This is a genomic window from Corallococcus terminator (assembly GCF_049194865.1).
GTDB classification, from domain to species: Bacteria; Myxococcota; Myxococcia; order Myxococcales; family Myxococcaceae; genus Myxococcus; species Myxococcus terminator_A.
Genome location: NZ_JBLZWL010000075.1, coordinates 1 through 24,095 on the forward strand (window position 1 = coordinate 1; position 24,095 = coordinate 24,095).

General features: G+C 68.7%; 23 protein-coding genes. 10 read left to right on the plus strand and 13 right to left on the minus strand.

The window, feature by feature from the left end:
- Positions 1-218, minus strand: a 218-nt coding sequence (locus ACN469_RS23770) for a TetR/AcrR family transcriptional regulator (RefSeq protein ID WP_498771035.1), incomplete at its 3' end; no start/stop codon positions are given.
- 169 nt (positions 219-387) lie between these two features.
- Positions 388-807: a hypothetical protein gene (locus tag ACN469_RS23775; protein WP_498771036.1), complete on the minus strand. Its 420-nt coding sequence runs from the start codon at positions 805-807 to the stop codon at positions 388-390.
- Positions 808-882: 75 nt separating this feature from the next.
- Here ACN469_RS23775 and ACN469_RS23780 point away from each other — a divergent pair, with 75 nt between their 5' ends.
- The 3 genes from ACN469_RS23780 to ACN469_RS23790 are packed head-to-tail and all read left to right on the plus strand — an operon-like array spanning position 883 to position 2,057.
- On the plus strand, positions 883-1,350 hold the full coding sequence (locus ACN469_RS23780; RefSeq protein ID WP_498771037.1) for a macro domain-containing protein: 468 nt from the start codon (positions 883-885) through the stop codon (positions 1,348-1,350).
- A 42-nt stretch (positions 1,351-1,392) separates the two neighbouring features.
- Complete coding sequence (locus tag ACN469_RS23785; protein WP_498771038.1) at positions 1,393-1,644, plus strand: hypothetical protein; 252 nt, start codon at positions 1,393-1,395, stop codon at positions 1,642-1,644.
- Positions 1,644-2,057, plus strand: a complete 414-nt coding sequence (locus tag ACN469_RS23790) for an Imm70 family immunity protein (RefSeq protein ID WP_498771039.1) — start codon at positions 1,644-1,646, stop codon at positions 2,055-2,057. Before ACN469_RS23785 ends, ACN469_RS23790 begins: the two co-directional genes overlap by 1 nt.
- Before the next feature lie 588 nt (positions 2,058-2,645).
- On the opposite strand, the gene ACN469_RS23795 is transcribed toward ACN469_RS23790, so the two are convergent.
- The 3 genes from ACN469_RS23795 to ACN469_RS23805 all read right to left on the minus strand — a co-directional run bounded on the left by ACN469_RS23795 (position 2,646) and on the right by ACN469_RS23805 (position 5,434).
- Positions 2,646-3,662, minus strand: a complete 1,017-nt coding sequence (locus tag ACN469_RS23795; protein WP_498771040.1) for an ABC transporter substrate-binding protein — start codon at positions 3,660-3,662, stop codon at positions 2,646-2,648.
- Between the two features lie 80 nt (positions 3,663-3,742).
- Positions 3,743-4,522, minus strand: a complete 780-nt coding sequence (locus ACN469_RS23800) for an ABC transporter permease (RefSeq protein WP_498771041.1) — start codon at positions 4,520-4,522, stop codon at positions 3,743-3,745.
- A gap of 3 nt (positions 4,523-4,525) precedes the next feature.
- Complete coding sequence (locus tag ACN469_RS23805) at positions 4,526-5,434, minus strand: ABC transporter ATP-binding protein (protein ID WP_498771042.1); 909 nt, start codon at positions 5,432-5,434, stop codon at positions 4,526-4,528.
- A 255-nt stretch (positions 5,435-5,689) separates the two neighbouring features.
- Here ACN469_RS23805 and ACN469_RS23810 point away from each other — a divergent pair, with 255 nt between their 5' ends.
- The gene (locus ACN469_RS23810) at positions 5,690-7,489 is read left to right on the plus strand and encodes a protein kinase domain-containing protein (protein WP_498771043.1); all 1,800 of its coding nucleotides are present in this window, start codon (positions 5,690-5,692) and stop codon (positions 7,487-7,489) included.
- Between the two features lie 9 nt (positions 7,490-7,498).
- On the opposite strand, the gene ACN469_RS23815 is transcribed toward ACN469_RS23810, so the two are convergent.
- Both ACN469_RS23815 and ACN469_RS23820 read right to left on the minus strand, forming a co-directional pair.
- Positions 7,499-8,191, minus strand: a complete 693-nt coding sequence (locus ACN469_RS23815; RefSeq protein WP_498771044.1) for a hypothetical protein — start codon at positions 8,189-8,191, stop codon at positions 7,499-7,501.
- Positions 8,192-8,282: 91 nt separating this feature from the next.
- Positions 8,283-8,858: a hypothetical protein gene (locus ACN469_RS23820; RefSeq protein WP_498771045.1), complete on the minus strand. Its 576-nt coding sequence runs from the start codon at positions 8,856-8,858 to the stop codon at positions 8,283-8,285.
- Positions 8,859-9,037: 179 nt separating this feature from the next.
- Here ACN469_RS23820 and ACN469_RS23825 point away from each other — a divergent pair, with 179 nt between their 5' ends.
- The 3 genes from ACN469_RS23825 to ACN469_RS23835 all read left to right on the plus strand — a co-directional run bounded on the left by ACN469_RS23825 (position 9,038) and on the right by ACN469_RS23835 (position 13,276).
- Positions 9,038-10,129 (plus strand): glucose 1-dehydrogenase, encoded by a 1,092-nt coding sequence (locus ACN469_RS23825; protein WP_498771046.1) that lies wholly within the window; start codon positions 9,038-9,040, stop codon positions 10,127-10,129.
- 12 nt (positions 10,130-10,141) lie between these two features.
- Positions 10,142-11,998 (plus strand): glycoside hydrolase family 15 protein, encoded by a 1,857-nt coding sequence (locus ACN469_RS23830; protein ID WP_498771047.1) that lies wholly within the window; start codon positions 10,142-10,144, stop codon positions 11,996-11,998.
- Positions 11,999-12,088: 90 nt separating this feature from the next.
- Positions 12,089-13,276: an L-dopachrome tautomerase-related protein gene (locus ACN469_RS23835; protein ID WP_498771048.1), complete on the plus strand. Its 1,188-nt coding sequence runs from the start codon at positions 12,089-12,091 to the stop codon at positions 13,274-13,276.
- 44 nt (positions 13,277-13,320) lie between these two features.
- On the opposite strand, the gene ACN469_RS23840 is transcribed toward ACN469_RS23835, so the two are convergent.
- Entirely contained in the window at positions 13,321-13,755 is a 435-nt protein-coding gene (locus ACN469_RS23840; RefSeq protein WP_498771049.1) for a DUF6209 family protein, read from the minus strand.
- Between the two features lie 148 nt (positions 13,756-13,903).
- Between ACN469_RS23840 and ACN469_RS23845 the strand changes: the two genes are divergently transcribed.
- On the plus strand, positions 13,904-15,037 hold the full coding sequence (locus ACN469_RS23845) for an App1 family protein phosphatidate phosphatase (RefSeq protein WP_498771050.1): 1,134 nt from the start codon (positions 13,904-13,906) through the stop codon (positions 15,035-15,037).
- Positions 15,038-15,400: 363 nt separating this feature from the next.
- On the opposite strand, the gene ppk1 is transcribed toward ACN469_RS23845, so the two are convergent.
- A complete protein-coding gene (gene ppk1, locus ACN469_RS23850) occupies positions 15,401-17,563 on the minus strand; it encodes a polyphosphate kinase 1 (RefSeq protein ID WP_498771051.1) in 2,163 nt (720 codons plus the stop codon).
- A gap of 182 nt (positions 17,564-17,745) precedes the next feature.
- Here ppk1 and ACN469_RS23855 point away from each other — a divergent pair, with 182 nt between their 5' ends.
- Both ACN469_RS23855 and ACN469_RS23860 read left to right on the plus strand, forming a co-directional pair.
- Positions 17,746-18,291 (plus strand): hypothetical protein, encoded by a 546-nt coding sequence (locus ACN469_RS23855; protein WP_498771052.1) that lies wholly within the window; start codon positions 17,746-17,748, stop codon positions 18,289-18,291.
- Positions 18,292-18,357: 66 nt separating this feature from the next.
- Positions 18,358-20,739, plus strand: a complete 2,382-nt coding sequence (locus tag ACN469_RS23860; protein ID WP_498771053.1) for a sensor histidine kinase — start codon at positions 18,358-18,360, stop codon at positions 20,737-20,739.
- Between the two features lie 36 nt (positions 20,740-20,775).
- Here ACN469_RS23860 and ACN469_RS23865 read toward each other — a convergent pair whose 3' ends face one another.
- From ACN469_RS23865 to ACN469_RS23880, 4 genes are all read right to left on the minus strand, one after another.
- Positions 20,776-21,744, minus strand: coding sequence for a nucleotidyl transferase AbiEii/AbiGii toxin family protein (locus ACN469_RS23865; protein ID WP_498771054.1), 969 nt, complete (start codon positions 21,742-21,744; stop codon positions 20,776-20,778).
- Positions 21,741-22,322, minus strand: a complete 582-nt coding sequence (locus ACN469_RS23870; protein ID WP_498771055.1) for a hypothetical protein — start codon at positions 22,320-22,322, stop codon at positions 21,741-21,743. The genes ACN469_RS23865 and ACN469_RS23870 overlap by 4 nt, the downstream gene beginning before the upstream one ends.
- A 187-nt stretch (positions 22,323-22,509) precedes the next feature.
- Positions 22,510-23,001 carry a cupin domain-containing protein gene (locus ACN469_RS23875; RefSeq protein WP_498771056.1) on the minus strand — a complete coding sequence of 164 codons (492 nt, stop codon included), beginning with the start codon at positions 22,999-23,001 and terminating at the stop codon, positions 22,510-22,512.
- 149 nt (positions 23,002-23,150) lie between these two features.
- Positions 23,151-24,071: a TIGR02266 family protein gene (locus ACN469_RS23880; RefSeq protein ID WP_498771057.1), complete on the minus strand. Its 921-nt coding sequence runs from the start codon at positions 24,069-24,071 to the stop codon at positions 23,151-23,153.
- Positions 24,072-24,095 lie beyond the last annotated feature (24 nt).

The window sequence follows — 24,095 nt, forward strand, 5'->3', positions numbered from 1 at the left end:
GCGAGGCGCCAGAACGCGCTCGTGCGGACCTCGGAGACGAGGTGCTCCTGGTTCTCGAAGTAGCGGTACGCCGTCATCGGGCTACAGCCGAGCATGTTCGCGAGCCCGCGCATCGTCATGCCGTCCACGCCGTGCTCCGCGAAGAGCTGCTCGGCGGCGGCGACGGCACGCGCCCGGAACTCCGCGACCTCTGATTCCGTGAGGGAGTGTCTCGCCATGAATAGAATGTACGTCGTAAAATTTACGCCGTCAATTCAATCATGCGACCCCACGTGACACAGGAGCGTCACCAGGTCGCGCGACAGGCCACGCTCCTCCGCCGCGAGAGGCTCGTCTCCGCGCTGATGCGCCCACTGCGAGGCGTGGACGACCTGGGACACTGAGCTGCTACTGCAGCACGGAAAGGATGCGCCACCCGGTGACATCGATGGCGTAGGTGGCACCGACGTCCAGCAGCGGGGGACCGCCGACGTCGCAGACCTCCGGGTTGGGAACGATGCTGACGAACACGACGCCCTGAGGACCCGGTGCGGCCACGACGTCGTAGGCCTCGCGGCGAGCGAGGCACTGCTGGAGCGGAGTCGCCGTTCCGGGGAGTTTGTAGTCCCAGGGCAGATAGTCCTCCATCGCGAGCTGGATGGCCCTCAGCGTCGCACCGGGGATGAGCTGCCGTCCCTCTTCGGGAAGAGCGAGCGGAATCTCGAACTTCGCTGCCTCTGCCTGGGGCGCGTGGACCGGACGCTGAGGGCGTTGGAAGAGAGCGCAGGCAGGCAGGAGGAACAGCAGGAGCATCAACGCGCGCGTCATGGAGACCTCGTGGCTGCGGCGCGTCTTGTGTCACGAACCGCACTTATGGCAATGAATTCTGTCGGAGGAGCACCCATGATTGAGCTCACCGAAGGCAATCTCCTCCAAGCGGACGTCGAGGCGCTCATCAACGCCGTCAACACCGAAGGTGTGATGGGCAAGGGCATCGCGCTCCAGTTCAAGCGGGCCTTCCCCGCGATGTTCAAGGAGTACGAACGCGAGGCGAAGGCGGGCCGCCTCGAGACCGGCCGCGTCCATGTCTTCGACCTGGGCGCGTCGAAGCACCCTCGATGGATCATCAACTTCCCGACGAAGTGGAGCTGGCGTCAGCCTTCGCGCCTGGAGTGGATTCGCACGGGCCTGGAGTCCCTCGTCGAGGAGGTTCAACGCCGGGGGATTCAGTCGCTGGCCGTGCCCGCCCTGGGCTGCGGAAACGGTGGCCTGACCTGGGCGGAGGTCTTCCCCCTCATCCAGGAAGCCTTCGCACGAGTCCCGTCTGTTCGGGTGCTCGTCTATCCTCCGCCCGATGCGACTCTTCCCTGAGTCCTTGTGGGACCAGCGCCCGCCCCTGCCCGGGTATCATCCATGACCATCAAGTACACGCGACATCAGGTTCCTCGGGGAACGCGACCTGACGCGGAGACCATTGACAAGATCTACCTGATTAAAAAGGTGTCAGCGCTTCACGCGACCTATCAGATCAGGCTCCTGGCTTTCAGGGCGGTGGAGATTCACAAGAAGCTCGTGCTGACGGTCCCAAAGTCCTGCAAATTTCATCCCTCGCTCAAGGAGTTGATTCGGGTGACCGGAAAAACCATCAAGCGAGAGGCTCTGTAATGGGGCTCTATCTTTGTGTCTTCGAAGATGAAGAAGAACTGGAGGGCGTCGAGGTTGGGCTCTATGCGGACTTCAATGCATTGCGTGATTATGTCACTCACGAGCTGGAGGCCGGGAAGCAGGGTTCTCGATTCCCTACGCTCATCGTGCACTCGGATTGTGACGGTGAGTGGTCCGCTTCCGAATGTGAGAGGTTGCGTGATGAGTTGGCGGTAATCGCCATGGAATTGAAGGCGCGCCCGGCGGTCGGTTTTACGTCGGAGTGGCAACGAATCGTGGCGAAATCCGTGGGCCTTGTACCTCGAAACGCGTTTGAGTCGTTCATCGACGTGGATGGCGAATTCTTGGTGGAGCGACTGCGGGGCCTGGCTGAATTCGCGTACAGGTATCAGTCCCCCATTTTGTTTCAGTGATTGATATGGCACGCGAAACAGGTGACGACGCAAGAACGCTGGAGCAGCGGGCGCTTCAGGTCTTGGACAATCCGGAAACGGCGATTTCGGCCCAGCCAGTCGGCCGTTCATTGCTTCGTGTCTGGCAATACAATTTCCGGGCAGACTATCACTCATGGCTGCTTTGGACCGGGCGGAGGCCGGAAGATACCCTCCTCAGGGTCCGGCGCGTTGTCTGGACGCGGCAGGCATCTGTAGCTGGCTCCCCTGCGGGCGCACGTGAACACGAGGGTGATACCGCCGCCGTGCTTCGACTTTCAGTCATCGATGCGGACGTCCCTCATGAACCATGGCAGCGGCTCCTCGCGGAGGCGGAAGGCTTGCTCCTGCCGGCGTTCTCCTTCGGGGATTTCATGGTGGGGACCGACGGAGGTGTCCGTGGAGTCGAGCAGAAGAACTTCCGACGGACCTTGCGCTTCGAATGGTGGTGGAAGCCGCCCAAGGGGTGGGAGGAACTCGCGGATTGGGTCGCGAGAGCAACCGACCTTTTCGAGGCAAGCCTTGAAGGTACGGAGTGAACCACGCAGGGCCGTCACCGAGCGGCCCTGCTCAGTTCTTCGCCCCGCCCCCACGCGCCTCATTCAACGCGCTCAAGTCCACCAGCCCGCTGATGTCCGAAGTAGGGATGAAGCCCAGCTCCTGTGCATGCTTCGCCGCTGTGCTCAGTGCGCCAGGCACCGGATCCAGGCCGGGCTCCAGTCGTGAGAACGCGCCCTGCAGAATCGCCGGCTGCAACGGCTTCTGCGTCAGCTTCCCGAACGCCGAGTTCACCGCCGCCGTGAAGCCCGCGGGGTCCTTCTCCCACCGCTCCGTCAGCTTCACGTGCGCGCGCAGCAGCGCCACGATTCGCGGGCGCTGCGTCTCCAGCACCTTGCGCGTCGTCACCACCACCGTGGTGGGAAAGTGCCCCTCGGGCCACAGCGTCTTCTCGTCCACGAGGATGTGTCCGCCACCCTCCGGCTCCAGCAGCATCCGCGTGCCCCACGGCTCCGGCACCCACGCTCCCTCAATCCCTCCGCGCAGGTACTGCACCAGGATGTCCGAGTTCGTCAGCGGCACAATCTGCACGTCTCCCTGTCCATCCAGGTTCGTGCTCAGTCCCTGCTGTTTCAGCCAGTAGCGCAGCGCGATGTCCTGCGTGTTGCCGAGCTGGGGCGTGGCAATCTTCTTCCCCTTCAGCTCCGCCGCCGACTTCGCCGTGCGCGTCACCAGCATCGCCCCGCCGTCGACCGCGCCCGCGATGATGCGCAAGTCACGCCCCGCCTTGAGGTACGTGTTGATGGCGGGCCCCGTGCCCACGTACGACACGTCCAGCGAGCCGCCCACCAGCGCCTCCATGGCCGCGGGCCCCGCGTTGAACTGCTTCACCTCCAGCTTCCCCACGCCGGGCTCAGAGGCGAAGGTCCCCTCCGCGTTGCCCACCAGCGCCTGCGCATGCGTGATGTTGGGGAAGAACCCCAGCCTCAACGGAGCGTCGGCACCACCGGAAGACTCACGCTTGCAACCGGCCCCCAGCCCCGCGAGGCCGGCGAGCACGAGGACAGCCAGGGAACGAAAGGCGCGCATAAGCACCCAGAAGAGGGACGGCGGGACGGGTTGGCAACGGGTGTCGACTCACAACGTCGGGCGCTTCACGTCCTCGCCCCTCACATCGAGCCTTCCAGCCCCCACCGACGCCGCAGCCGGCCCTCCACCGTCTGGAAGAGGACACGGTCCACGGTGATGCCGATGATGATGATGGCCACCATCACCGCCATGACTTGAGGAACGTCCATCAACTCACGCCCCACCGTGAGCAACTGTCCCAGGCCTCCCGAGACGAACAGCAGCTCTCCAGCCAGGAGCGCGCGCCACGCGAAGCTCCACCCCAGCTTGAGCCCCGTGACGATGCCCGGCAGCGCCGCCGGCAGCAGCACGCCGAACTGGAAGCGCAGGCCACGAACGCCCAGCGTGCTGGCCACTCGCAACAGCTGCGGGTCCACGCCCTGCACGCTGTCCTCGGTGGCGATGGCGATGCCCAGCACGCTGCCCATCACCACGACGAAGAGGATGGAGGTGTCCGTCAGCCCGAACCACAGCAGCGCCAGCGGCAGCCAACAGATGGACGGCAGCGCTTGCAGCCCCATCACCACCGGCTTCACCGCGTTGCGGAAGAAGGCCAGCCGCGCCATCAGCAACCCGAGGGGAACACCGATGGCCACCGACATCAGATAGGCCCGGCCCAGTCGCCCCAGGGAGCGCAGCGTGGCGTCCAACAGTCGCCCGTCGGCCGCCATGCTCCAGAGGCTCTTGGCCACCGTCACCGGACCAGGGAAGAGGTATGGAGACCAGACGCCCAGCCTCGACAGTCCCTCCCAGAGGCTCAGCAGCAGCACCAGCAGGCCCAGCTTCTGCGCGTAGTTCTTCCAGGGGGCTTCGCGCTTCATGGCTCACCTCGCGGGCCGGGGTAGTCCCGACGCGGGCAGCGGGGGGCTCGACGCGACGGGTGCGGTGGCTCGCGGCGGTATGGCTTCTGGGAGGGTGTTGCGCTCCACCTCGCGCAGGAGGCCCTGGACGTGGCGCACCATCTCCGTGAGCGCCGCGTCCTCCGGGTGGCGCGGCATGGGCAGGTGGACCTCCAGGTCCCTCACGATGCGCCCCGGACGCGGCGCCATCAGGACGACTCGGGTGCCCAGCATCAGCGCCTCGTGCACGTCGTGCGTGACGAACACAATCGTCTTGTGGGTGCGCATCCAGATGGACTGAAGCAGCTCCTGCATGTGGATGCGCGTCTGCGCGTCCAGCGAGCCGAAGGGCTCGTCCATGAGCAGCACCGTCGGGTCCACCGCGAGCGCCCTCGCCAGGCTGGCGCGCATCTTCATGCCGCCGGAGAGCTGGTGCGGCAGCGTCTCCTCGAAGCCCTGGAGCTGCACGCGGCGGATGTACTGGTCCGCGCGCTCCTTGCGCTGGGAGCGCGGCACGCCTCGGGCAGCCAAGGCGAAGGTGATGTTTCCGCGCACCGTGAGCCACGGGAAGAGGGCGGCCTCCTGGAACATCAGGAGCCGGTCCGGCCCGGGTCCGGAGATGCGCTGTCCATCAATGGACACCGTGCCGCCCGTGGGCTGCACGTGCCCCGCCAGCGCGTAGAGCAGCGTGGACTTGCCGCAGCCCGACGGACCCAACAGGCAGACGAGCTCTCCCGAGCGGACGTTCAGGTCCACGTCCTGGAGCGCCACGACCTTGTTGCCGTAGCGGTGGCCCAGCTGGGTGACGGAGATTTTCGCGTGGTCGGCCTCCACGTGGGCTGGCCGGAGCAGGCGCAGCGAGCTTCGCCATCGGCCAAGGAGGGCACGCAGCATCGGCCACAAGCTAGGCATATGTGGGCAGAGCGGAAGTGGTGGCGGTCCAGCGCGCGAGCGCACGCCGACCTGCTTCCTCGCCCGGCGAGCAGGGAGGTCCCGTCCTTGGACGGGGGTACAGGCACTTCGTGACCTTGGCCTCTGAAACGTAGGGACTCCGGAGGCGCTTGCTTCCGGTGCTCGCCCGTCCGGCCCGGACTGGAGGGCTGGCTTGGGGGTTCCCTTGAACGGAGAGGTGAGGGAGTCTCCCCGGCAATGCACGTGGGGAAATATCAACTCGTCCGCAAGCTGGCGACGGGGGGCATGGCGGAGGTGTTCCTGGCGAAGGCGGCCGGACCCGGGGGCTTCGAGAAGACGCTGGTGCTCAAGCGCATCCTCCCGCACCTCGCGGAGGACCCGTCCTTCGTGGAGATGTTCCTCGAGGAAGCGCGGCTCGTCGCGGGGCTCAACCACCCCCACATCGTCCAGATTTTCGACTTCGGTGAGGCGGAGGGCAGCTACTTCCTCGCGATGGAGCTCATCGACGGTCCCAACCTGCGGCGCTGGCAGCGACAGGCCGCGTCGAAGGGACAGCCGCTGGCGCCCAACATCTGCGCGAAGGTGGTGGCGCAGGCGGCGGAGGGCCTGGCCTTCGCGCATGACTTCGCGGACCCCACGACGGGCCAGCCGCTCGGGTTGATTCACCGCGACGTGAGCCCGGACAACATCCTCGTGTCCCGGCAGGGCGCGGTGAAGGTGGTGGACTTCGGCATCGCCAAGGTGGCGGGACAGAAGCACCGCACGCAGACCGGCATCGTGAAAGGCAAGGTCGCGTACATGCCGCCCGAGCAGGTGCGGGCGGACCCGTTGGACCGGCGCGTGGATGTGTATGCGCTCGGCGTGGTGCTGTACGAGCTGCTCACGGGAAAGCTGCCCATCGATGGGGCGTCGGAGCTGGCGATGATGCAGGCTATCGTCTCGCGCGAGCCGACGCCGGTGAGCCGCTACCGCCAGGATGTCCCCGCCGCGCTCCAGGACATCATCACGAGGGCGCTGCAAAAGGACCGCGAGGACCGCTACCCGGACTGTCGCGCGCTGCAGGTGGACCTGGAGCGCTTCGTGCTGTCCGTGGGCGAGCCGGTGGGCGCGTACCAGGTGGCCCAGGCTGTCGAGCAGGTGGTGGAGGAGAGAATCGTCCCGACGCCCGCGCCGATATCGGTGAAGCCCGAGGTCCGGGAGCCTCGGGTCGAGGCACTCGAGCGCACCGTGCCCTCGGGGCCTGCGCGCAAGCCGCCCGCGAAGACGGAAGAAGACCTCGCCGCACCGCCGGCCGTGTTCGAGCAGGAGACCGAGACGCGTCCACGTGTCGAGCAGAAGAAAGCGAAGCGGAAGCCGCTGGTGCCGGTGGCCATCGCGGGCGCGGCACTGCTCGTGGTGGGTGGAGGGTACGCCCTGCTCGGCGGCAGAACGTCGGCATCGGTGCCGGAGGCTCCGGTGGGCGCATCCACGACGGTGGCGGGTTCGCCCGATGCTCCGACGGGCGCGTCCACGAAGGTGGCCGGTTCACCCGAGACACCGACGGGCGCATCCACGAAGGTGGCCGGTTCGCCCGAAGCACCGACGGGCGACGCCACCGCGGCGCAAGGAACCACGGACACCCCCGCACCGGCACAGGACCCGGAGTCCGAAGCCGCGCTTGAGTCGCAGCTCGCGGCGAAGCAGGGGCGGGACGCGTTGGCCATCGAGACGGAGGAGGTCGACGAGGACAGCGGCCTGCCCAACTTCGTGGCGTCGCCCGCCAGCGACAAGCGGGCCCCGGACGCGGAGCGGAAGAAGCCCGCGTCACGAGCGGTGAAGGGCGCGCTGGGCTCGGTGGAGTTCCGAATCCGCCCCTATGCCGTCGTGTATCTCGATGGCAAGAAGCTGGGGGAGACGCCGCTCGCCATCATCGATGTTCCCGAGGGCATCTATGCCGTGACGGCCGTCAACACGCGTCTGGGGAAGAAGGTGACGCGCAGCTTCGAGGTGAAGGCCGGCACGGCCAATGTCTTCAAGCTCAACCTGCTGCAGGACTGAGCGCGGCGCCTACGGTTCCTCTTTCGCGGCGTCGGGCGCGGGCTTCGTCTCGGGCTTGTTTTTCGGGCGGATGACCGTGTCCAGCGCGGAGCCCAGCGCCGAGCCGACATTCTTCCCCAGCGAGGAGCCCGCCTCGGTCAGGCGCGAGCGCAGGCCCGGCTTCGTCTCGGGAGCGGCCTCCGCCTGCTTCTCCACGGGCTCGGGCGCGATGGCCTTCGGCTCCTCGACGACGGGAGGCGGGGCCTCCACCACGGGCTGGGGCTCCACCACGGGCGCGGCCTTCGCGGTCGCGGTGCCTTGCTTGAGCTGCACCTGCTTGCGCACCGACTCGAAGTCCCGCTCCACCTTGGGGGCCGCGGCGACGGGCAGCTTCGCCTCGGGTCGCAGCGTCAGGCCGGCGCGGAACTCCTCCAGCGCCTGCTTCCTGCGGCCCAGGTCGGCGAGCACGAGCCCACGATAGAGCGCCACCTCCGACTGCTCGTCGATGGTGGACGCCACCTGCTTCGCCTGCGTCAGCCAGTTGAGGGCCTTCTCGTACTCCAGCGACTCGTACAGCGTCCCCGCCCGCTCGATGCGGTGGCGGAAGAGTCCCGCGGGGTCCTCGGAGTCGGGGGTGTTCGCGATGGCCAGTCCCGGAGCCAGCCAGGCCCACAGCACCACCAGCCAGGCCCCCCAGCTTCTCGGGTTGATAGATGCGTCCATGTCTCGCGAAGCTAGCATGGAGCCTCCGGACAGGAATCCACCCCCAGGTGCGGGGCCCGAGGCGCGCGCTCCCGGGTGCGGATTGACTGTGTCAGGTCGCTGAAGCTGAAGCGGCGCGCTCGGAGCGGCGGTGGGTCCGCGTGCGCCACGCCAGCCACGCGCTGAAGATGAGCAGCGCCACGCCCACGCCGGTGAAGGCGCCGCCCACGCGCAGGGACGAGCGCCGGTCATCCCGAGTCACCTCCAGCGTCACCTTGCCCGGCGAAGCAAGGTAGCGCTCCACCTGGTCCTTCACGGCGGTGGCCTCGCTCTCCTCGGTGGCCCACTGCGCGAAGAGGGGCAGCTTGCCCTGCGTCGTCTCGAGCCGAGGCCGGAAGATGGGCACGGCCTTGCGGCGGGCGCTGCGGCTGCGCTCCACGGTGACGGCCTGAATCGACTCCAGCGGCAGCGTGGCCACCGGCTCGCGCGTCAGCCACCCGGAGCGGGTGAGGGTGCAGGGCCCTCCCGGCTCACACCGGAGGTCCATCCGCGACTTTCCGTCCAGCAGCCACAGGCCGAGCACCAGGAAGGGCAGGGCGAGGAGGAGGAAGGCCACGGTGGCAATGGCCGTGGAGCGGCTGGCGCGGGGCGCATCGTCGGAGGGGGCAGCGGGAAGGGGCTCGCTCACGGGCTCCACTCATAGACCGGTCGCCTCCGGCTGGCAGCGGTTTCGTGCACTCGTCGACATCCGCCCCCGGTCAGCGGGCGACCGGGCGCTGTGCACCCCCCAACCCTTGACCCTGGTGTCCCGCCCCCACGGTGAACACCTCAACCAGGATTCGGCACTCGCAAGGGCAGGAGCCGCGCATGAAGGCCGTCGCCGTCTTTCCGAAGCAGAAAGAGGTGCGCGTCATCGACGACGCACCCGAGCCACGGCTCCAGTCGCCCACGCAGGTGAAGGTGCGCACCCTCGAGGTGGGCGTGTGCGGCACGGACAAGGACATCGTCTCGTTCTCCTACGGCTCGCCGCCGCCCGGCTCGGACTTCCTCATCCTCGGCCACGAGTGTCTGGGCGAAGTGGTGGAGGTGGGCTCGGCGGTGAAGGGACTCCAGGTTGGAGACCTCGTGGTGCCGCGCGTGCGCAGGCCCTGTCCGCACGCCACGTGCCCCGCGTGTCGGAGCGGCCATCCGGACTTCTGCATCACCGGGGACTACACCGAGCGAGGCATCAAGGAGGCCCATGGCTTCTGCGCGGAGCGCTTCGTGGAGGACGTGGCGTACGTGCACCGCGTCCCCACGGAGCTTCGCGAGGTCGCCGTGCTCACCGAGCCGCTGACCATCGCCGAGAAGGGCCTGCGCGAGCTGGAGCGCATCCAGGAGCGCCTGCCGTGGCGGCCCGCGCCGGGGCGCGCGGTGGTGCTGGGCGCGGGGCCGGTGGGACAGCTCGCGGTGCTGACGCTGCTGCGGCGGGGCTTCGCCACGACGGTGTACTCGCACAGCAGCAAGCCCAACCCCAAGGCGGAGGCCGCGGAGGCCGTGGGCGCGCCCTACCTCTCCACGAAGGACGTGTCTCCGGACGAGCTGGTCCGGAGCGTGGGAGCGCCGGACGTCATCTACGAGGCCACCGGCGTGGCGAAGGCGGCGTTCGACGCGCTCAAGGCGCTGGCGAACAACGGCGTCTTCATCTTCACGGGGGTGCCGTCGGACAAGCAGCCGCTGTCGCTGGAGGGCCATGAGTTCCTCAAGCAGGTGGTGCTGCGCAACCAGGTGCTGCTGGGCACGGTGAACGCGGCGGCCACGGACTTCGACGCGGCGCTGGAGGACCTGGCGCGCTTCCGGGCCCGCTGGCCGGGTGGGCTGGAGCGGCTCATCACCTCGCGCCATCCGCCGGAGGCCTTCCTGGACGTGGTGACGGGCAAGGCGGGCAAGGGAATCAAGCAGGTCATCACCTTCAGCTAGGGCGAGGTGCGTATGCAGGTAGGCAGACAGGCGGTGGCGGGGGGCTCGGTGCCCATCGAGGACCACGGCGTCATTGGCGACCTGCGCACGGTGGCGTTGATTGGCAATGAGGGCACCATCGACTGGATGTGCTACCCGCACTTCGACAGTCCCAGTGTGTTCGCCGCGCTGCTGGACCCCAAGAAGGGCGGCCACTGGCGCATCCATCCCAAGCCGGACGGCGTGCTGTGCAAGCAGTTCTACTGGCCGGACACCAACGTGCTGGTGACGCGCTTCTACACGCCGGACGGCGTGGGGGAGCTCATCGACTTCATGCCCATGGACCAGGAGGGCACCAAGGACGTGCGCGAGGTGCTCCGGCGCGTGCGCGTGGTGCGCGGGGAGATGGAGTTCGAGATGGAGTGCTTCCCGGCCTTCAACTACGCGCGGGACAAGCACCAGACGCACCTCATCTCGGGCGGGGCCGCCTTCGAGTCGAAGACGCTCCAGCTCACCCTGGCGGGCTCCGTGCCCGTGAAGCTCGCGGACCGGGGTGTCACGGCCCGCTTCAAGTTGCAGGAGAACCAGTCCGCGGTCTTCACGTTGCGCGAGGGGATGCGGCAGTCGTGCGAGGAGCTGGTGCACAGCCATGACTCGGCGGAGGCGCTCTTTCGCGCCACGGTGGAGTACTGGCGCCACTGGCTGTCGGGCTGTCAGTACACGGGGCGCTGGCGGGAGACGGTGCAGCGCTCGGCGCTGGCGCTGAAGCTGATGACGTTCGCCCCGACGGGCGCGATTGTCGCGGCGCCCACGTGCAGCCTGCCTGAGTCACCGGGTGGCACCCGTAACTGGGATTACCGTTACTGCTGGCTGCGGGACGCGGCCTTCACCGTCTACGCGTTCCTGCGCATCGGCTTCAAGAAGGAGGCGGCGGCCTTCATGCGGTGGGTGGAGGCGCGGTGCGCGGAGCAGGGGGACGGGCCGCTGCCGCTGATGTTCTCGCTGGATGGCAGCCGGGTGCCCGACGAGGTGGAGCTGACGCACCTGGAGGGCTACGGCGGCGCGAAGCCGGTGCGCATCGGCAACGGGGCGGCGGACCAGCTCCAGCTCGACATCTACGGCGAGCTGATGGACTCGGTGTACCTGTTCAACAAGTACGCGGCGCCCATCTCCTACGACTTCTGGCGGCACCTGCGGCGACTGGTGGACTGGGTGTGCGAGCACTGGAACCAGCCGGACGAGGGCATCTGGGAGGTGCGCGGGGGCCGGCGGCACTTCGTGTACTCGAAGCTGATGTGCTGGGTGGCGGTGGACCGTGCCATCCGACTGGCGGACAAGCGCAGCTTCCCGGCGGACCGGCCCCGCTGGCTCGCGGCGCGCGATGCCATCTTCGAGGACATCATGGCCCGGGGCTGGAGCGAGGAGCGCGGCTCCTTCATCCAGGCGTATGAGCATGACACGCTGGATGCGGCGAACCTCCTGATGCCGCTGGTGTTCTTCCTGTCACCGGTGGACCCGAGGATGATCTCCACGCTGGACCACATGCGAAAGGCGCCGTCGCAGGGCGGGCTGACGTCGGACGGCTTGGTGTTCCGCTACGACGTGGAGGCGAAGCTGGACGGCATCTCCGGCAGCGAGGGCACCTTCAACCTGTGCAGCTTCTGGCTGGTGGAGGCGATGACGCGGGCGAACTCGGCGCGGCCGGATTTGTTGGAGGAGGCGCGGCTCACCTTCGAGCGCATGCTGGGCTACGCCAACCACGTGGGGCTGTACGCGGAGCAGACGGGCATGTCGGGCGAGTCGCTCGGCAACTTCCCGCAGGCGCTCACCCACCTGTCGCTCATCAGCGCCGCGTACAACCTGGACAGGACGCTGGGGCGGAAGGACTGACGGGGCGCAGAACCACTCGTCGTCGGCCTCCGTATTGAGGGAAAGTGAGGCCCCACCGCGTCAGGTGGGCTCACCTCCCCGGTTCCCTTCATGGCCGCTCCGCTTTCGTCCCTCCCCGAGTCCTCTCCCACGCCGGGTGCTCGCCCCCTGCGGGTCCTCAAGGGTGCCATCGCCGTCGTGGGGTTGCTGGCGCTCGCGGCCGTCGGGGTGCGCCTGCGCTACGGCGGAGGCGAGCCGTACCCGGACGTCACGGGCATGCCCCTGTTGCCGGACAGCGCGCTGGAAGAGGTGGTGCGCAGCGCGGAGCCCATCGGCAACGTGGCGGTGTCGTCGACGGGGCGCCTGTTCTACACGCTCCACCCGGAGAGCCGCCCCGAGGGCGCGAAGCTGTGGGAGTGGGTGGACGGCAAGGCCGTGCCGTTCCCCGCGGAGTCCCTCCAGAAGAAGCTCTTCGACACCGTGCTCGGCATCACCGTCGACCGGCGCGACTGGCTGTGGACCATCGACCACGGCAACCACGGCCTCGGCGTGCCGCGACTGCTCGCGTTCGACTTGTCCAACGGACACCTCGCGCACGAGTTCGACTTCCCGCCGCAAATCGCCCCGCCGGGCTCCTTCCTCCAGGACCTGCGCGTCGATGCCCAGGGCGGGACGGTGTTCATCGCGGACGTGGGCTTCTGGCGCCGCTCGCCCGCGCTCATCGTCTACGACGTGGCCGCGAAGCAGGCGCGCCGGGTGCTGGAGAAACACGCGTCCGTGTTCCCTCGTGACTTCGTCATCCGCAATCCCATCAAGGACATGGTGTTCTTCGGTGGGATTGCCGCGCTGAAGTGCGGCGTCGACGGCATCGCCCTGGACCCGAGCGACGAGTGGCTGTGGTTCGCCGCGATGAACCACGACACCATGTACCGCGTGCGCACGAAGGACCTGCGCGACGCCAGCCTCGATGACGAAGCGCTCGCCCAGCGCCTCCAGGCCGTGGGCCGCAAGCCGCTCAACGACGGGCTGAGCGCGGACGCGGAAGGCAACGTGCTGATGACCGACGTGGAGCACGGCGCGGTGCTGCGCATGAGCCCGGACGGTCGGCTGGAGACGCTGATGAAGTCCCCGCGCATCCGCTGGGCGGACGCGCTCAACCACGGGCCGGACGGCTGGCTCTACGTGGCGGACAGCGCCATTCCGCACCACATGCTCCAGTCCAAGGCGCACATCGCCGCGAACGGGCCCTACTTCATCTGGCGCTTCAAGCCCGGCATCGGCGGCATCGCTGGCATGTGAGGAGCGCGCGAGGAGGGTGAAGCCCTCGCGCGCCCCCCGTCACGTCACTGCACGTTGAAGTGGTAGTTGTTGCCGAAGTTGGAGTCCCACGCCTGGCAGCCCCAGCGGCTGGTGTTCTCGAACCAGATGGCCAGGTCGCCCCGCGTGTTGAGCGGAATCGACGGCGCGGGCGGGTTGGGCGTGGACGAGAAGCCCGCCACCCAGAAGCTCTGCACCGGGCCGTTGTTGAACTGGTAGTGGCCGGTAATCGTCCACCCCGGCGTGTTGGCGTTGATGTTGCCCCGGCACTGCGTCAGCCGCGAGGCGTCGAACACGATGCTCGCGGTGCCACCGAAGGGCAGCGGGTTGGAGGAGGCGAAGACATTCCAGCCCTGGGACGGGGACTGGAAGGTGATGCTCGGCGCCGTCTGGGACATGGCCACCGAGGCGACGAGCAGCGAGACAGCGGTCAGCAACCACCGGAAGTGACGACGCAGCATGGCGGGACTCCTTGTCGTGAGGTGTGCGGCTCTCGGGATACGAAACCCGGGGACTCCACGGGCCACGGCGACTTCCTCGCGGCTTTGCCCCGCGAGCCGCCCCGGAGTCTTCTACAGTCGGGCTCCCCCACTCCTTACGCTCCGCGCCATGGCCGACCCAAGACTCGCCTTCTACCGACTCGCCGTCCGCGTCGACGCCCACTATGACGCGATGAGCCGGGGCCTGCGCCGCTCGCTGGGCATCGCCCCGCCGCTGCGCATCCTCCCCTACCGGGGTCACGGCACCTCCGAGCGCGCCGTCATCAAGGCCCGCGTCCTGGAGGACCGGAACATCCGCCCGCAGAAGCAGCGCCACACGCTGTGGAGCAGCGCCGTGGCCTCCTACAAGCGCTACATGACGCGCGAAATCGCGGGCGCCCGCGTGGCGGTGCGCTGGGGCGACAAGCGCTGGGAGGGCACCACCGACGAGGAGGGCTTCCTGGAGCTGTGGGTGGCCCCGCCGGAGGGCGTGCGCTCCGGGTGGCACATGGTGGAGCTGGAACTGCTGTCGCCGGAGCCGGAGGGCGTGCCCCGCGTGGCGGCCCCCGTGCGCGTGGCGGGCCCGAGCGCGGGCTACGGCGTCATCAGCGACATCGACGACACCGTCATCGTCACCGGCGTGACGGACCCGCTCAAGCGCGCCTGGGCCCTGTTCCTCACCGAGCACCGCGTGCGCCTGCCCTTCCCGGGCGTGGACGCCTTCTACGCCGCGCTCCAGGCGGGCCCGGAGGGCACGGGGGACAACCCCATCTTCTACGTCTCCAGCAGCCCCTGGAATCTGTACGAGCACCTGGACGAGTTCCTCGCGCTGCACCACATCCCCACCGGCCCGCTGCTCTTGCGCGACTGGGGGCTGTCCAGCCAGGGCTTCGCGCCCGGCGGCGGCCACGGCCACAAGCTCGACAAGATGCGCGGGCTGCTCGCTGACCTGGAGCACCTGCCCTTCATCCTCATCGGCGACAGCGGCCAGGAGGACGCGGAGCACTACCGCACCATCGTCCGCGAGTTCCCCGGCCGCGTCCTCTGCGTCTACATCCGCAACGTGCCCGGCCACCCCCGCCGCGCGCGAGAGCTGGAGCGCATCGCCGCCGACATCCGCGACGCCGGCAGCCAACTGCTCGTCGTGGACGACACCACGTCGGCCGCCCGCCACGCCGCCCGCTCCGGGTGGATTCAGTGGAAGGAGGTCCTCGAGGTGGAGGCCCATCGCCGCGAGGAGGTCTCCAGGGACCTGGGCGGATGACTTACGATATTACAGTGCTGGCACCATTTTATAGGTAATGCTTGAATTCCGACCTTCGGTTGTGGCACAGGCGCGCCTGATTCTCCGGTCTGTCCGCTGTTTCCACACCCCTGAAGGAAGAGAGTCATGCGTGGCCACCTGGTGCATTCGTTTCGCTGGACGCTCTCCGCGCTGGTCCCAGGCGCGAGGCGTGTGGCGCGGTCCGTCGTCGTCCCAGCAGGTCTGTGCGCCGCGCGCGCGTCTACGTCCTCCGCTGCGCACTCCGCGCCGTAAGGCGAAGTGCTCGTGGTGGACGACGCGACGGCCCTCGTCGGTGCGTTGAGGAGGGCCTGAGGGTGGGGCCCCGGGGTTCGGGGCCTTCCTTCAGGGCAGGGGGCGGCCGCCTGGGAACTGGGCCAGGCGGGTGGCGCGCTCCATGACCTCGCCCTGGGCCCAGCGCTTGTCCGCGCCCGCGGGAGGCGTCAGGCGGCGCCAGGAGCCATCGGGTTGCAGCTCCCACGCGTGGGTGTTGTCCGCGAGGCTGCGCTCCAGCGAGTCCTTCACCTGCGCGGCCAGCGCCACGTCCTCCACCGGCGCGAGGATTTCCACGCGGTGGTCCAGGTTGCGAGGCATCAGGTCCGCGGAGCCGATGTAGCAGCGCAGCTCCGTGCCGCGCTCGAAGATGTAGACGCGCGCGTGCTCCAGGAAGCGGCCCAGCGTGGACACCACGCGGATGTTGTCGGACATGCCGGGCACGCCGGGGCGCAGGCAGCAGATGCCGCGCACGTTGAGCTCGATTTTCACTCCGGCGCGCGACGCGTCGTAGAGGGCGCGGATGATGCCCGGGTCCACCAGCGCGTTCATCTTCATCTGGATGCGCGAGGGGCGCTCCAGCGTGTGCGCGACGACGGTGCGCTTGATGTGCTCCAGCAGGCCCTCGCGCATGGTGAGGGGCGCCACCAGGAGCTTGCGGAAGCTCTTGGGCCGGCCGAAGCCGGTGAGGTAGTTGAACAGGTCCGCCACGTCCGCGCCGATGTCCGGGTCCGTGGTGAACAAGCCCATGTCCGTGTAGAGGCGCGCCGTCTTCGGATTGTAATTGCCGGTGCCGATGTGCACGTAGTGCCGCACCCGCTCGCCCTCGCGCCGGACGATGAGGATGGCCTTCGCGTGCGTCTTGAGCGAGGGGATGCCGTAGACGACGTGCACGCCCGCCTCTTCCAGCGCGTTGGCCCACTTGATGTTGGTGCGCTCGTCGAAGCGGGCCTTCAGCTCCACCATGCACACGGCCTGCTTGCCGTTCTCCGTCGCGGTAATCAGCGCGGGCACCAGCGGTGAGCTGTCGGAGGTGCGGTAGACCGTCTGTTTGATGGCGAGGACATCCGGGTCCGCCACCGCCTCGGTGACGAAGCGCTCCACCGACGTGGCGAACGAGTCGTAGGGGTGGTGGACGAGCAAATCGCCCCGCCGCATCGCCGCCATCACCGTGACGCCCTCGGGCGAGTCGGTGTCCGGGCGCAGCCGGGGCTGGGTGACGGACACCCACGGCGGGTCCTTCAGCTCCGGGAAGCCGGGGGCGAAGGCGATGGCCTGCACGTCGCCCAGGCCCAAGAGGCCCTGCTCCTCGTACACCTGGCGAGACTCCAGCCCCAGCGCCTCCACCAGCGGCTCCAGCAGCTTGGGGCTCATGCCCGCCTGCACCTCCAGGCGGATGACGTCTCCGAAGCGGCGCTGCCGCAGCTCCGTCTCCACCGCCTTGAGCAAGTCCTCCGCGTCCTCGGACACGGTGAAGTCCGCGTCGCGGGTGACGCGGAACAGGCTCCAGCTGAGCACCTCCATGCCGGGGAACAGGTCTCCCAGGTGCTGGGCGATGACCTCCTCCAGCGGCACGAAGACGTTGTTCTTCAGGGGCAGGAAGCGGGGCAGCAGCTCCTTGGGCACCTTCACCCGGGCCACGCTCTCCTCGCCCGCCTCCGGGTCTCTCAGCAGCACCGCCAGGCTGAGCGACAGGTTGGAGATGTACGGGAAGTGCCGGCCCAGGCCGATGGCCAGCGGGGTGAGCACGGGGAAGATCTGCTCGCGGAAGCGCTGGTCCACCTGGGCGCGCTGGTCGGCGTCCAGCTCCTTCGCGTTGAGGATGCGCAGGCCCTTCTCCGCGAGCGCGGGCCGCAGCAGCTTCTCGAAGATGGCGCTGTGGCGCTTGCTCTGCTCGAAGATGCCCTCGTGCAGCTTGTCCAGCGTGTTGCCCGGGGACGCGCCGTCCGGCACCAGCCGCGCCACGTTGGCGCGCACCTGCTCGTGCAGGCGCGCGACGCGAATCATGAAGAACTCATCCAGGTTGCGCGCGTAGATGGCCACGAACTTGAGGCGCTCCAGGAGCGCCTCGTCCGCGGACTCGGCGAGCTGGAGGACCCTGTCGTTGAAGGCCAGCCAGGACAGCTCCCGGTTGAAGAACATCCCCTCGTCCAGCTCCGCCCCCGCGGGCAAGGCGTCGCGCTCCAGGGGCTTCTGGGGGGTGACGCTGCGTCCAGCGGCGCCTCGCTTCGCCATCTTGTGAAATCTCCCGGTTCCCACCTTGGCGGGGGATGTAGCAGGCCTGCCTCCCACCGATTGTGAACTCCGCTGTCACGAAAGGAAGCCCTCCAGCGCAAGGCACGTGCTCGGGAAGTTGCCGGGCGGGCGTTACCGGGCGCACGGCGTGGAGTTTCTTGCATCCGCGCTGTTGGAACGGCATGTCAGTCGACGTGAGCCCGACAGAGAACCTCCCGCATGCCTCCCTGGCCGCCGAGCAGACGGACGCTGGCAACCTCTTCACGGCCTATGACAAGGAGGACCGGAAGGCGTCCCGAGGGCGCTGGGCGCTGGCGCTCCTGGCCGCCCTGGTGCCGGTGGGGCTCGCGGTGGTCTTCTGGACCTTCGTGCGCGAGCAGCGTCCGACGTTCCAGGTCATCACCGACCACGGCTTCAAGTCCATGCATGGGGGGATGACGACGGACCAGGTGATGGCGCTGCTCGGCCGTCCCATGACGCGCGAGAAGGATGCGACGGGCGCGGACTGCTACCGTCACGGCGCGCCGTCGGTGGAGAAGGAGTTTTTCCTCGTCTATTCGGTCTGTTACGAGGACGGGAAGCTGCGGGACGTGAAGCAGCAGAAGTTCTCCGCGTGGTCCGTGGAGCCGGAGACGGGCACCTTCCAGGCCCCGGCGGGCGACGTGGTACCCGCGCCCCCCGGCCCCCAGGAAGCGGCGGCCCCGTCGTCCACGGCGGGCTCGCGGTAGTCCCCTCCGCGTCCCGAGTGCCTCACACCTGACGCCAAGCCGTCCCATGGGCGGGGGTGTGGGTGCATGGCCAGCGGGGCCACCTTCCGGGCTGTGCCAGGCCTCGGGCAGGCGGCCGGCGTCCTGGTGCGCAAGGGGGGTGGCGTGGGGCGGCCGTGGACCTACTCCCAGCGCGTCGGCGCTGGCGTCATCGCGTCCCTGCTGGTGGCGCTGGCGCTGGCGGTGACGTCGGCGGTGTCGCTGTTGTCGGTGCGCTCCACCCACAAGGCGAGCCTGCTCGAGCTGTCCATGGACCTGCTGGAGGTGGAGCGCCTGCGCCGGGCCTTCAGCGACAAGGTGTCCAGCGAGCGGGGCTATGCGCTGTCGGGCGACGCGCTCTTCGCCTCGGAGATGGTGGCGTCGCGCGAGCGCTTCATCGCCACCTATGAGCGGTTGGACCCCCGGCTGGGCACGGAGCCCGCGGCGTCGCTCCTGGAGTCCGCGATGCGCGCGGAGCAGGAGCACGAGCAGGCCGTGCGGGAGCTGGTGGTGGCGCATGCCAGCAGCGTCCCCCGCGCGCGGCTGGAGGCGCTCTTCGAGGAGCGGGTGGGGGACACGCGCCTGCGCGCCTATGAAGCGCTCCAGCAGCTCTCCGCGAGCGTGGAGGAGCGGCTCGCGCTGGGCATCCAGTCGGCGGTGGACCTGGACGAGCGCGTCCTGGTGCTCACCCTCATCGCGGCGAGCCTGGGGCTGGCGCTGGCCGGGGTGCTGGCGTGGGTGTTGTCGCGGCGGCTGGGCCCCCTGCGGGAGGAGGCCGAGGCCAGCACGAAGCGCTTCCAGTTGCTCGTCGAGGGCGTGCAGGACTACGCGCTCCTGCTCCTGGACGAGCGGGGCCGGGTGGCCAGCTGGAACCCGGGGGCCACGCGCATCACCGGCTATCAGGCGGCGGAGGTCGTCGGCGAGTCGGTGGACCGCTTCTATCCCCCGGAGGCGGTGGCGCTGGGAGTGCCGGAGAAGGAGCTGGCGCGCGCGCGGCGGGACGGGCGGCTGCGCACGGAGGGGTGGCGCACGCGCAAGGACGGCACGCACTTCTTCGCGGAGGCGCTCATCAACACGCTGCTCGACGACGACGGCGAGCTGCGGGGCTACGCGGCGGTGACGCGCGACATCACCGAGCGGCAGCGCGCCGAGCGCACGCAGCGGTTGTTCGCGGAGGCTGGCCGTGTGTTCCAGCAGTACCTGGACCCGGACCAGATGGTGGCGGAGCTGGCGCGGATGATGGTGCCGGAGGTGGCGGATGGGTGCCTCTTGTACATGCTCACCCCGTCCGGGCAGTTGCGGCCCCGGGCGGTGAAGCACGCGGAGGCGGAGAAGGAGCCCTGGCTGTGGGAGTCGGTGCGGCGCTACACGCCCCCGTTGGATGAGCCCCAGGGGCTCTGGCAGGTGATGCGCACGGGGCGCTCCCAGTGGGTGGAGGATGTGTCGCCGGAGATGCTGGCGCAGTCGGCGGTGGACGCGGAGCACTTGAGGTTGATGGAGCGGGTGGGGGTGCGCTCGTCCTTGTCGGTGCCGCTGCGCGCGGGGGAGCGGACGCAGGGGGTGCTGGTGCTGCTGATGTCCGTGCCGGAGCGGCGGCTGACGCTCGCGGACCAGGTCTTCATGGAGGAGCTGGCGGGGCGCGCGGCGCTGGCGTTGGACAACGCGCGGCTGTTGCGCGAGGCGCGCGAGGCGGTGGAGCTCATCGGCGTGGCGGCGCATGACCTGGGCAATCCGCTCAACACGCTCCAGTTGCTGCTGCGCAGGCTCCTGCGCACGGACCTCTCGGTGGAGCGGGAGAAGGTGCGCGACGGGCTGGGCACGGCGCTGAAGCAGACGCAGCGGCTGGGGCAGCTCCTGCTCAACCTGCTGGACTTGTCACGGTTGTCCGCGGGGCGCCTGGTGCTGGACGTGGCGCCGGTGGACCTGGCGGACCTGGCGCACGAGGTGGTGGAGCGCTTCGCCGCGCACGCGGCGGAGGTGGGCACCCGGCTCGTCTTCGACGCGGAGCTGGGGCTGGTGGGGCAGTGGGACCGGCTGCGCCTGGACCGGGTGGTGACGAACCTGGTGTCCAACGCGCTGAAGTTCGGCGCGGGCCAGCCGGTGGTGGTGCGGGTGGAGCGGGCGGGACTGGCGCGGGCGCGGCTGGTGGTGCGGGACTTCGGCGAGGGCATCGCCCTGGAGTCGCAGCGGCGCATCTTCGACCGCTTCGCGCAGGTGCCCTCGGCGGGCCGGCATGCGGGCTTCGGGCTGGGGCTCTACATCGTCCGCCAGCTGGTGGACGCGCACGGGGGCTCCGTCCACGTGGACAGCACGCCGGGCGAGGGCTCCACCTTCACGGTGGAGCTGCCATTGATGGAGCTGGGCGGGGAGCGGGAGGACGACGCGGGCGAGCCGGCGCCTCCGCGCGACGGAGGCACGGGCCTTCCGTGAAGCGAACAGGGCCAGCGTGCGGCAGTGGAGTACCGGTCAGCGTGGAAGATGCGTCCGCTCGAGCCAGGCCTTGATGGTCGCCAGTGCCTCATCGAGGGGCTGGCGCGGCCCCCAGAACATCCGGCCAATGGCGTCGTACGCCGCATGAATGGCGTTGGTGCGAGCACCTGGGTGCAACATGAGGCAGGAAGCATCTGGCGCGGGAGGAGTCGCAATCTGCTTGTGCTCAATCATGTCGGACGCCAGCGCGTGCATATTGCTGTAGTCGGACAGGCTCGGTAGCACCGTCTCGGCCTGGATGATGCGTGCCGCGTCTTCGAAGTGGCGCACGAAGGAGGCCGGAGCGATGTCCTCCCGCGGCACCCTCTTTTGAAGTGCGTCGAGCTTCTCGAGAAGCGTTACGAGGGGGTGCACGCAGCGCACATCCCGAGGGCGGTTGTCTTCGTATTCGTTCAACTGCCCCAGTGCCTCGAGTTCCTCGTGCACGAAGGACGTCATGTCCCTCGGCACGAAGGGCGTCACGCGCGCATCACCAACCTCGAGAAGGACGAAGGGGCGGAGCACGTCCGCGAGGTCTCCGCGATGGTGCGCGGGGTAGCTCAACTGCACGTTGCATGCGCGCCAACGGCTGGTGTCCGTGTTCACCAGGTCGAGCGTGGTGTTCATGCCTGGCACCTGGACGAGTGAACCAAGCGCCTCGAAGTAGGCGCGGCGTTCGTCCGTGACCTTCTTCCCGTCCTTGGCCCAGCTCGACACAGCAGGGAGGGCGACGGTTCCTGGCTCAATCTTGAGGTCGAGATCTTCGGAGAACCGATGGATGAGGGAGAAGCCCTTGGACAGGGAGGTGCCCCCCTTGAACCAGACCTCGAAGCCAGCCTTGTGGAGCGCCCACAGCGTGTGGGTGACCCAATAGTCCTTCTCGACGAGCGCCAGCGAGAGTCGACGCTTTTCGGCGACGATGCGCAGGAGCGCGTCGAACTCCTCGTCTTCGTGAATGAAACTCAAGCGGCTCGCGCCTTGAGCGCGGCGTAGACCACGTCCCGTGTGGACTTCGTCCCGTAGCGCTGGGCCATCGCACGGAGGTTCTCCCGGTCGAAGGATTCATGGGCCAGCGCACGCGTCAGCGCGCTTCCCAGGGCCGTACGAGAAGTGCCCGCCCGGTCGGCGTTCTCCAAGAGGTCCACCACGAACCACTCTCTTGATGCGGGAGTAGGGAAGGCGACCCTCCGCAGCTCGAAGCGGCGAGGGCCGAACTCGACGAATCCGGAGCGCTTCGTGTTGTAGACCAGGGGCGTCGCGAACACCGCTGTCGCGCCAAGCCCCAGCGCGTTCCATCGCTCGGGGCCGGTGAAGACGAATGGGCTGTCATCGAGGAACGCCTGCATGAGCGCGTCGTCCCCCGGTGGCACCACGCCGAACTTGCTCCGCTGGGGAGAGGTGAACAGCCCGTGCGCGAGCTGAACCAACAGCCCCTTCTTGATCAGTTGCTTGGCGTACCTGGGCGCATTGGCACTCCAGGGCTCGAAGTCCCGCGTGCGGTAGACCCGTCCTGCCTCAAGTGGTGGGAGCACCATGGTGGTCATTCGTATTGATTCTCCGCGAAAAACGTACAGACGCGGGCTCTACTTGGCAAGCCTCCTCCAACTGCTCAATATTATTGAGTTTCTCTGATGAGCCCCAGGCGAGCCTGTCGCTGCTCGCTCGCCTGTCTGGGAGACCTCCATCCAGTCCAGGCCCACGCGGTACGAAGCCCGCGCACGGCGGACTGGATTAAAGACGCTCCATTGTCTCGGCCGTGCGCTCCTCGCGGACGTTGCCGGTGTTGAGGGTGGTGGCCGGCTCGAAGAGGAGGACATGGACCTCCTCCTCCGCGACGGGCCGGTGCTCCACGCCTCGGGGGACGATGATGAGCTCTCCGGGCTCCACTTCCACGGTGCGATCGCGCATCTCCATGCGCAGCCGGCCGTGGAGGACCAGGAACAGCTCGTCCTCATTCTCGTGGTGGTGCCAGGTGAAGGGGCCCAGGAACTTCGCCAGCCGGACGTGCTGGCCGTTCAGCTCACCGACGACCTTCGGAGACCAGTGCTCGGAGAAGAGGGCCAGCTTCTGGGCCAGGTTGACCTTGTCCACGCCGGGCGGCGCCACGTCGGTGCTCACCTCGTTGGTGGAGTCCTCTCCGGAGTCGGACTCGACGCGGCGGCCGGAGTCCCAGCGCGGAGGGCGGGAGGAGTTGGCGGTGGGACTTCGAGTGGGCGCGCTCATACCGTGGAGTTCTCCTGTCGGGACTTGGAGTCCGCAAGCCACCATGCCCGAAGCCCGGGCCGGATGTCTGTCTTTTGATTCCGCCAGCGCCGCTCATGGACAACCGGGCGCGGGGTTGGGTCGACTAACCGACGAAGCATGTGCCTGCCTCAGTCTGGGTAGAACATGGGGTCTCTCGTGGTGACGAACGAGGAGATGACGGAGGCCACCTCGTGCGGCAGCCCGGTGAACTGCACGCCCACGCCCGGCATCAGGTCCGGCATGCGGGGATTGGCCTCGCGCACCCAGCGCACCACGCCCGTCACCTTCATGGGACGGCCGCCCGGCAGCGTGAAGTCCAGCTCCACCTGCGTGCCGCGCGGCACCGCGTCCACCGTGGCGATGAAGACACCGCCCTCGCTGATGTCCATCGAGAAGCCGGTGAAGAAGTTGGAGTCGCTGCGCATGTCGATGGACGTGTGCATCCGCACCCGCCCGTTGCGCCGGGCCTCCGCGCTGTCCGAGGCCCTCATCGGAGCCGATGCGGGAGCGGGAAGCGGTTGTCCCCGCGTCTGGGCCGTGGCGGCGGCCTGGGCCAGCTCCGCCTGACGCGCGCGAGCGGCGGCTTCCTGGCGGGCCCGCGTCCTGGCCGCGGAGGACTCCACCTGCTGCTTCAGCGCGGCCTCCGCGTCCGCCACCGCGCGAGCCACCTGCGCGGTCTGCTCCTGCTGGATGCGCAGCGCGGCCTGCACCTCCGTCCCCATCCGCTTGCGTGCTTCCAGCGCCTTCTCGCGGGCCTCCAACGCCTTCGCGCGCGCGGCCTCCACGTCCAGCGAGGACACGCGGGCGGCCTGGAGCCTGGCCGCCTGCTCGCCCACCTGCGGATCGGCGTCCGGCTCCTGGTGGGCCCGGGCCAGCGCGGCGCGCACTCCGTCGAGTCGGGAGGTGAGCGCGGCGGTGTCGGCGAGGGCCCGCGTCACCTGCTCCGCGAGGCGGGCCTCCTGGGCGGACAGCTCGCTCTCGGCGCGAGCCAGCTCGGCCTCACGGGGGCCCGACGGGGGGACGCGGGCGGCAGGGGGCGGCGAGGTCATTCTTGGGACTCCAGAGGGGCGCCA

Coding starts and splice junctions, on each gene's coding strand:
- ACN469_RS23875 (WP_498771056.1), bottom strand. CDS start 23,001: ATGAGCGCGCCCACTCGAAGTCCCACCGCCAACTCCTCCCGCCCTCCG.
- ACN469_RS23780 (WP_498771037.1), top strand. CDS start 883: ATGATTGAGCTCACCGAAGGCAATCTCCTCCAAGCGGACGTCGAGGCG.
- ACN469_RS23795 (WP_498771040.1), bottom strand. CDS start 3,662: ATGCGCGCCTTTCGTTCCCTGGCTGTCCTCGTGCTCGCCGGCCTCGCG.
- ACN469_RS23800 (WP_498771041.1), bottom strand. CDS start 4,522: ATGAAGCGCGAAGCCCCCTGGAAGAACTACGCGCAGAAGCTGGGCCTG.
- ACN469_RS23860 (WP_498771053.1), top strand. CDS start 18,358: ATGGCCAGCGGGGCCACCTTCCGGGCTGTGCCAGGCCTCGGGCAGGCG.
- ACN469_RS23880 (WP_498771057.1), bottom strand. CDS start 24,071: ATGACCTCGCCGCCCCCTGCCGCCCGCGTCCCCCCGTCGGGCCCCCGT.
- ppk1 (WP_498771051.1), bottom strand. CDS start 17,563: ATGGCGAAGCGAGGCGCCGCTGGACGCAGCGTCACCCCCCAGAAGCCC.
- ACN469_RS23790 (WP_498771039.1), top strand. CDS start 1,644: ATGGGGCTCTATCTTTGTGTCTTCGAAGATGAAGAAGAACTGGAGGGC.
- ACN469_RS23810 (WP_498771043.1), top strand. CDS start 5,690: ATGCACGTGGGGAAATATCAACTCGTCCGCAAGCTGGCGACGGGGGGC.
- ACN469_RS23845 (WP_498771050.1), top strand. CDS start 13,904: ATGGCCGACCCAAGACTCGCCTTCTACCGACTCGCCGTCCGCGTCGAC.
- ACN469_RS23830 (WP_498771047.1), top strand. CDS start 10,142: ATGCAGGTAGGCAGACAGGCGGTGGCGGGGGGCTCGGTGCCCATCGAG.
- ACN469_RS23825 (WP_498771046.1), top strand. CDS start 9,038: ATGAAGGCCGTCGCCGTCTTTCCGAAGCAGAAAGAGGTGCGCGTCATC.
- ACN469_RS23840 (WP_498771049.1), bottom strand. CDS start 13,755: ATGCTGCGTCGTCACTTCCGGTGGTTGCTGACCGCTGTCTCGCTGCTC.
- ACN469_RS23870 (WP_498771055.1), bottom strand. CDS start 22,322: ATGACCACCATGGTGCTCCCACCACTTGAGGCAGGACGGGTCTACCGC.
- ACN469_RS23855 (WP_498771052.1), top strand. CDS start 17,746: ATGTCAGTCGACGTGAGCCCGACAGAGAACCTCCCGCATGCCTCCCTG.
- ACN469_RS23815 (WP_498771044.1), bottom strand. CDS start 8,191: ATGGACGCATCTATCAACCCGAGAAGCTGGGGGGCCTGGCTGGTGGTG.
- ACN469_RS23785 (WP_498771038.1), top strand. CDS start 1,393: ATGACCATCAAGTACACGCGACATCAGGTTCCTCGGGGAACGCGACCT.
- ACN469_RS23775 (WP_498771036.1), bottom strand. CDS start 807: ATGACGCGCGCGTTGATGCTCCTGCTGTTCCTCCTGCCTGCCTGCGCT.
- ACN469_RS23805 (WP_498771042.1), bottom strand. CDS start 5,434: ATGCTGCGTGCCCTCCTTGGCCGATGGCGAAGCTCGCTGCGCCTGCTC.
- ACN469_RS23835 (WP_498771048.1), top strand. CDS start 12,089: ATGGCCGCTCCGCTTTCGTCCCTCCCCGAGTCCTCTCCCACGCCGGGT.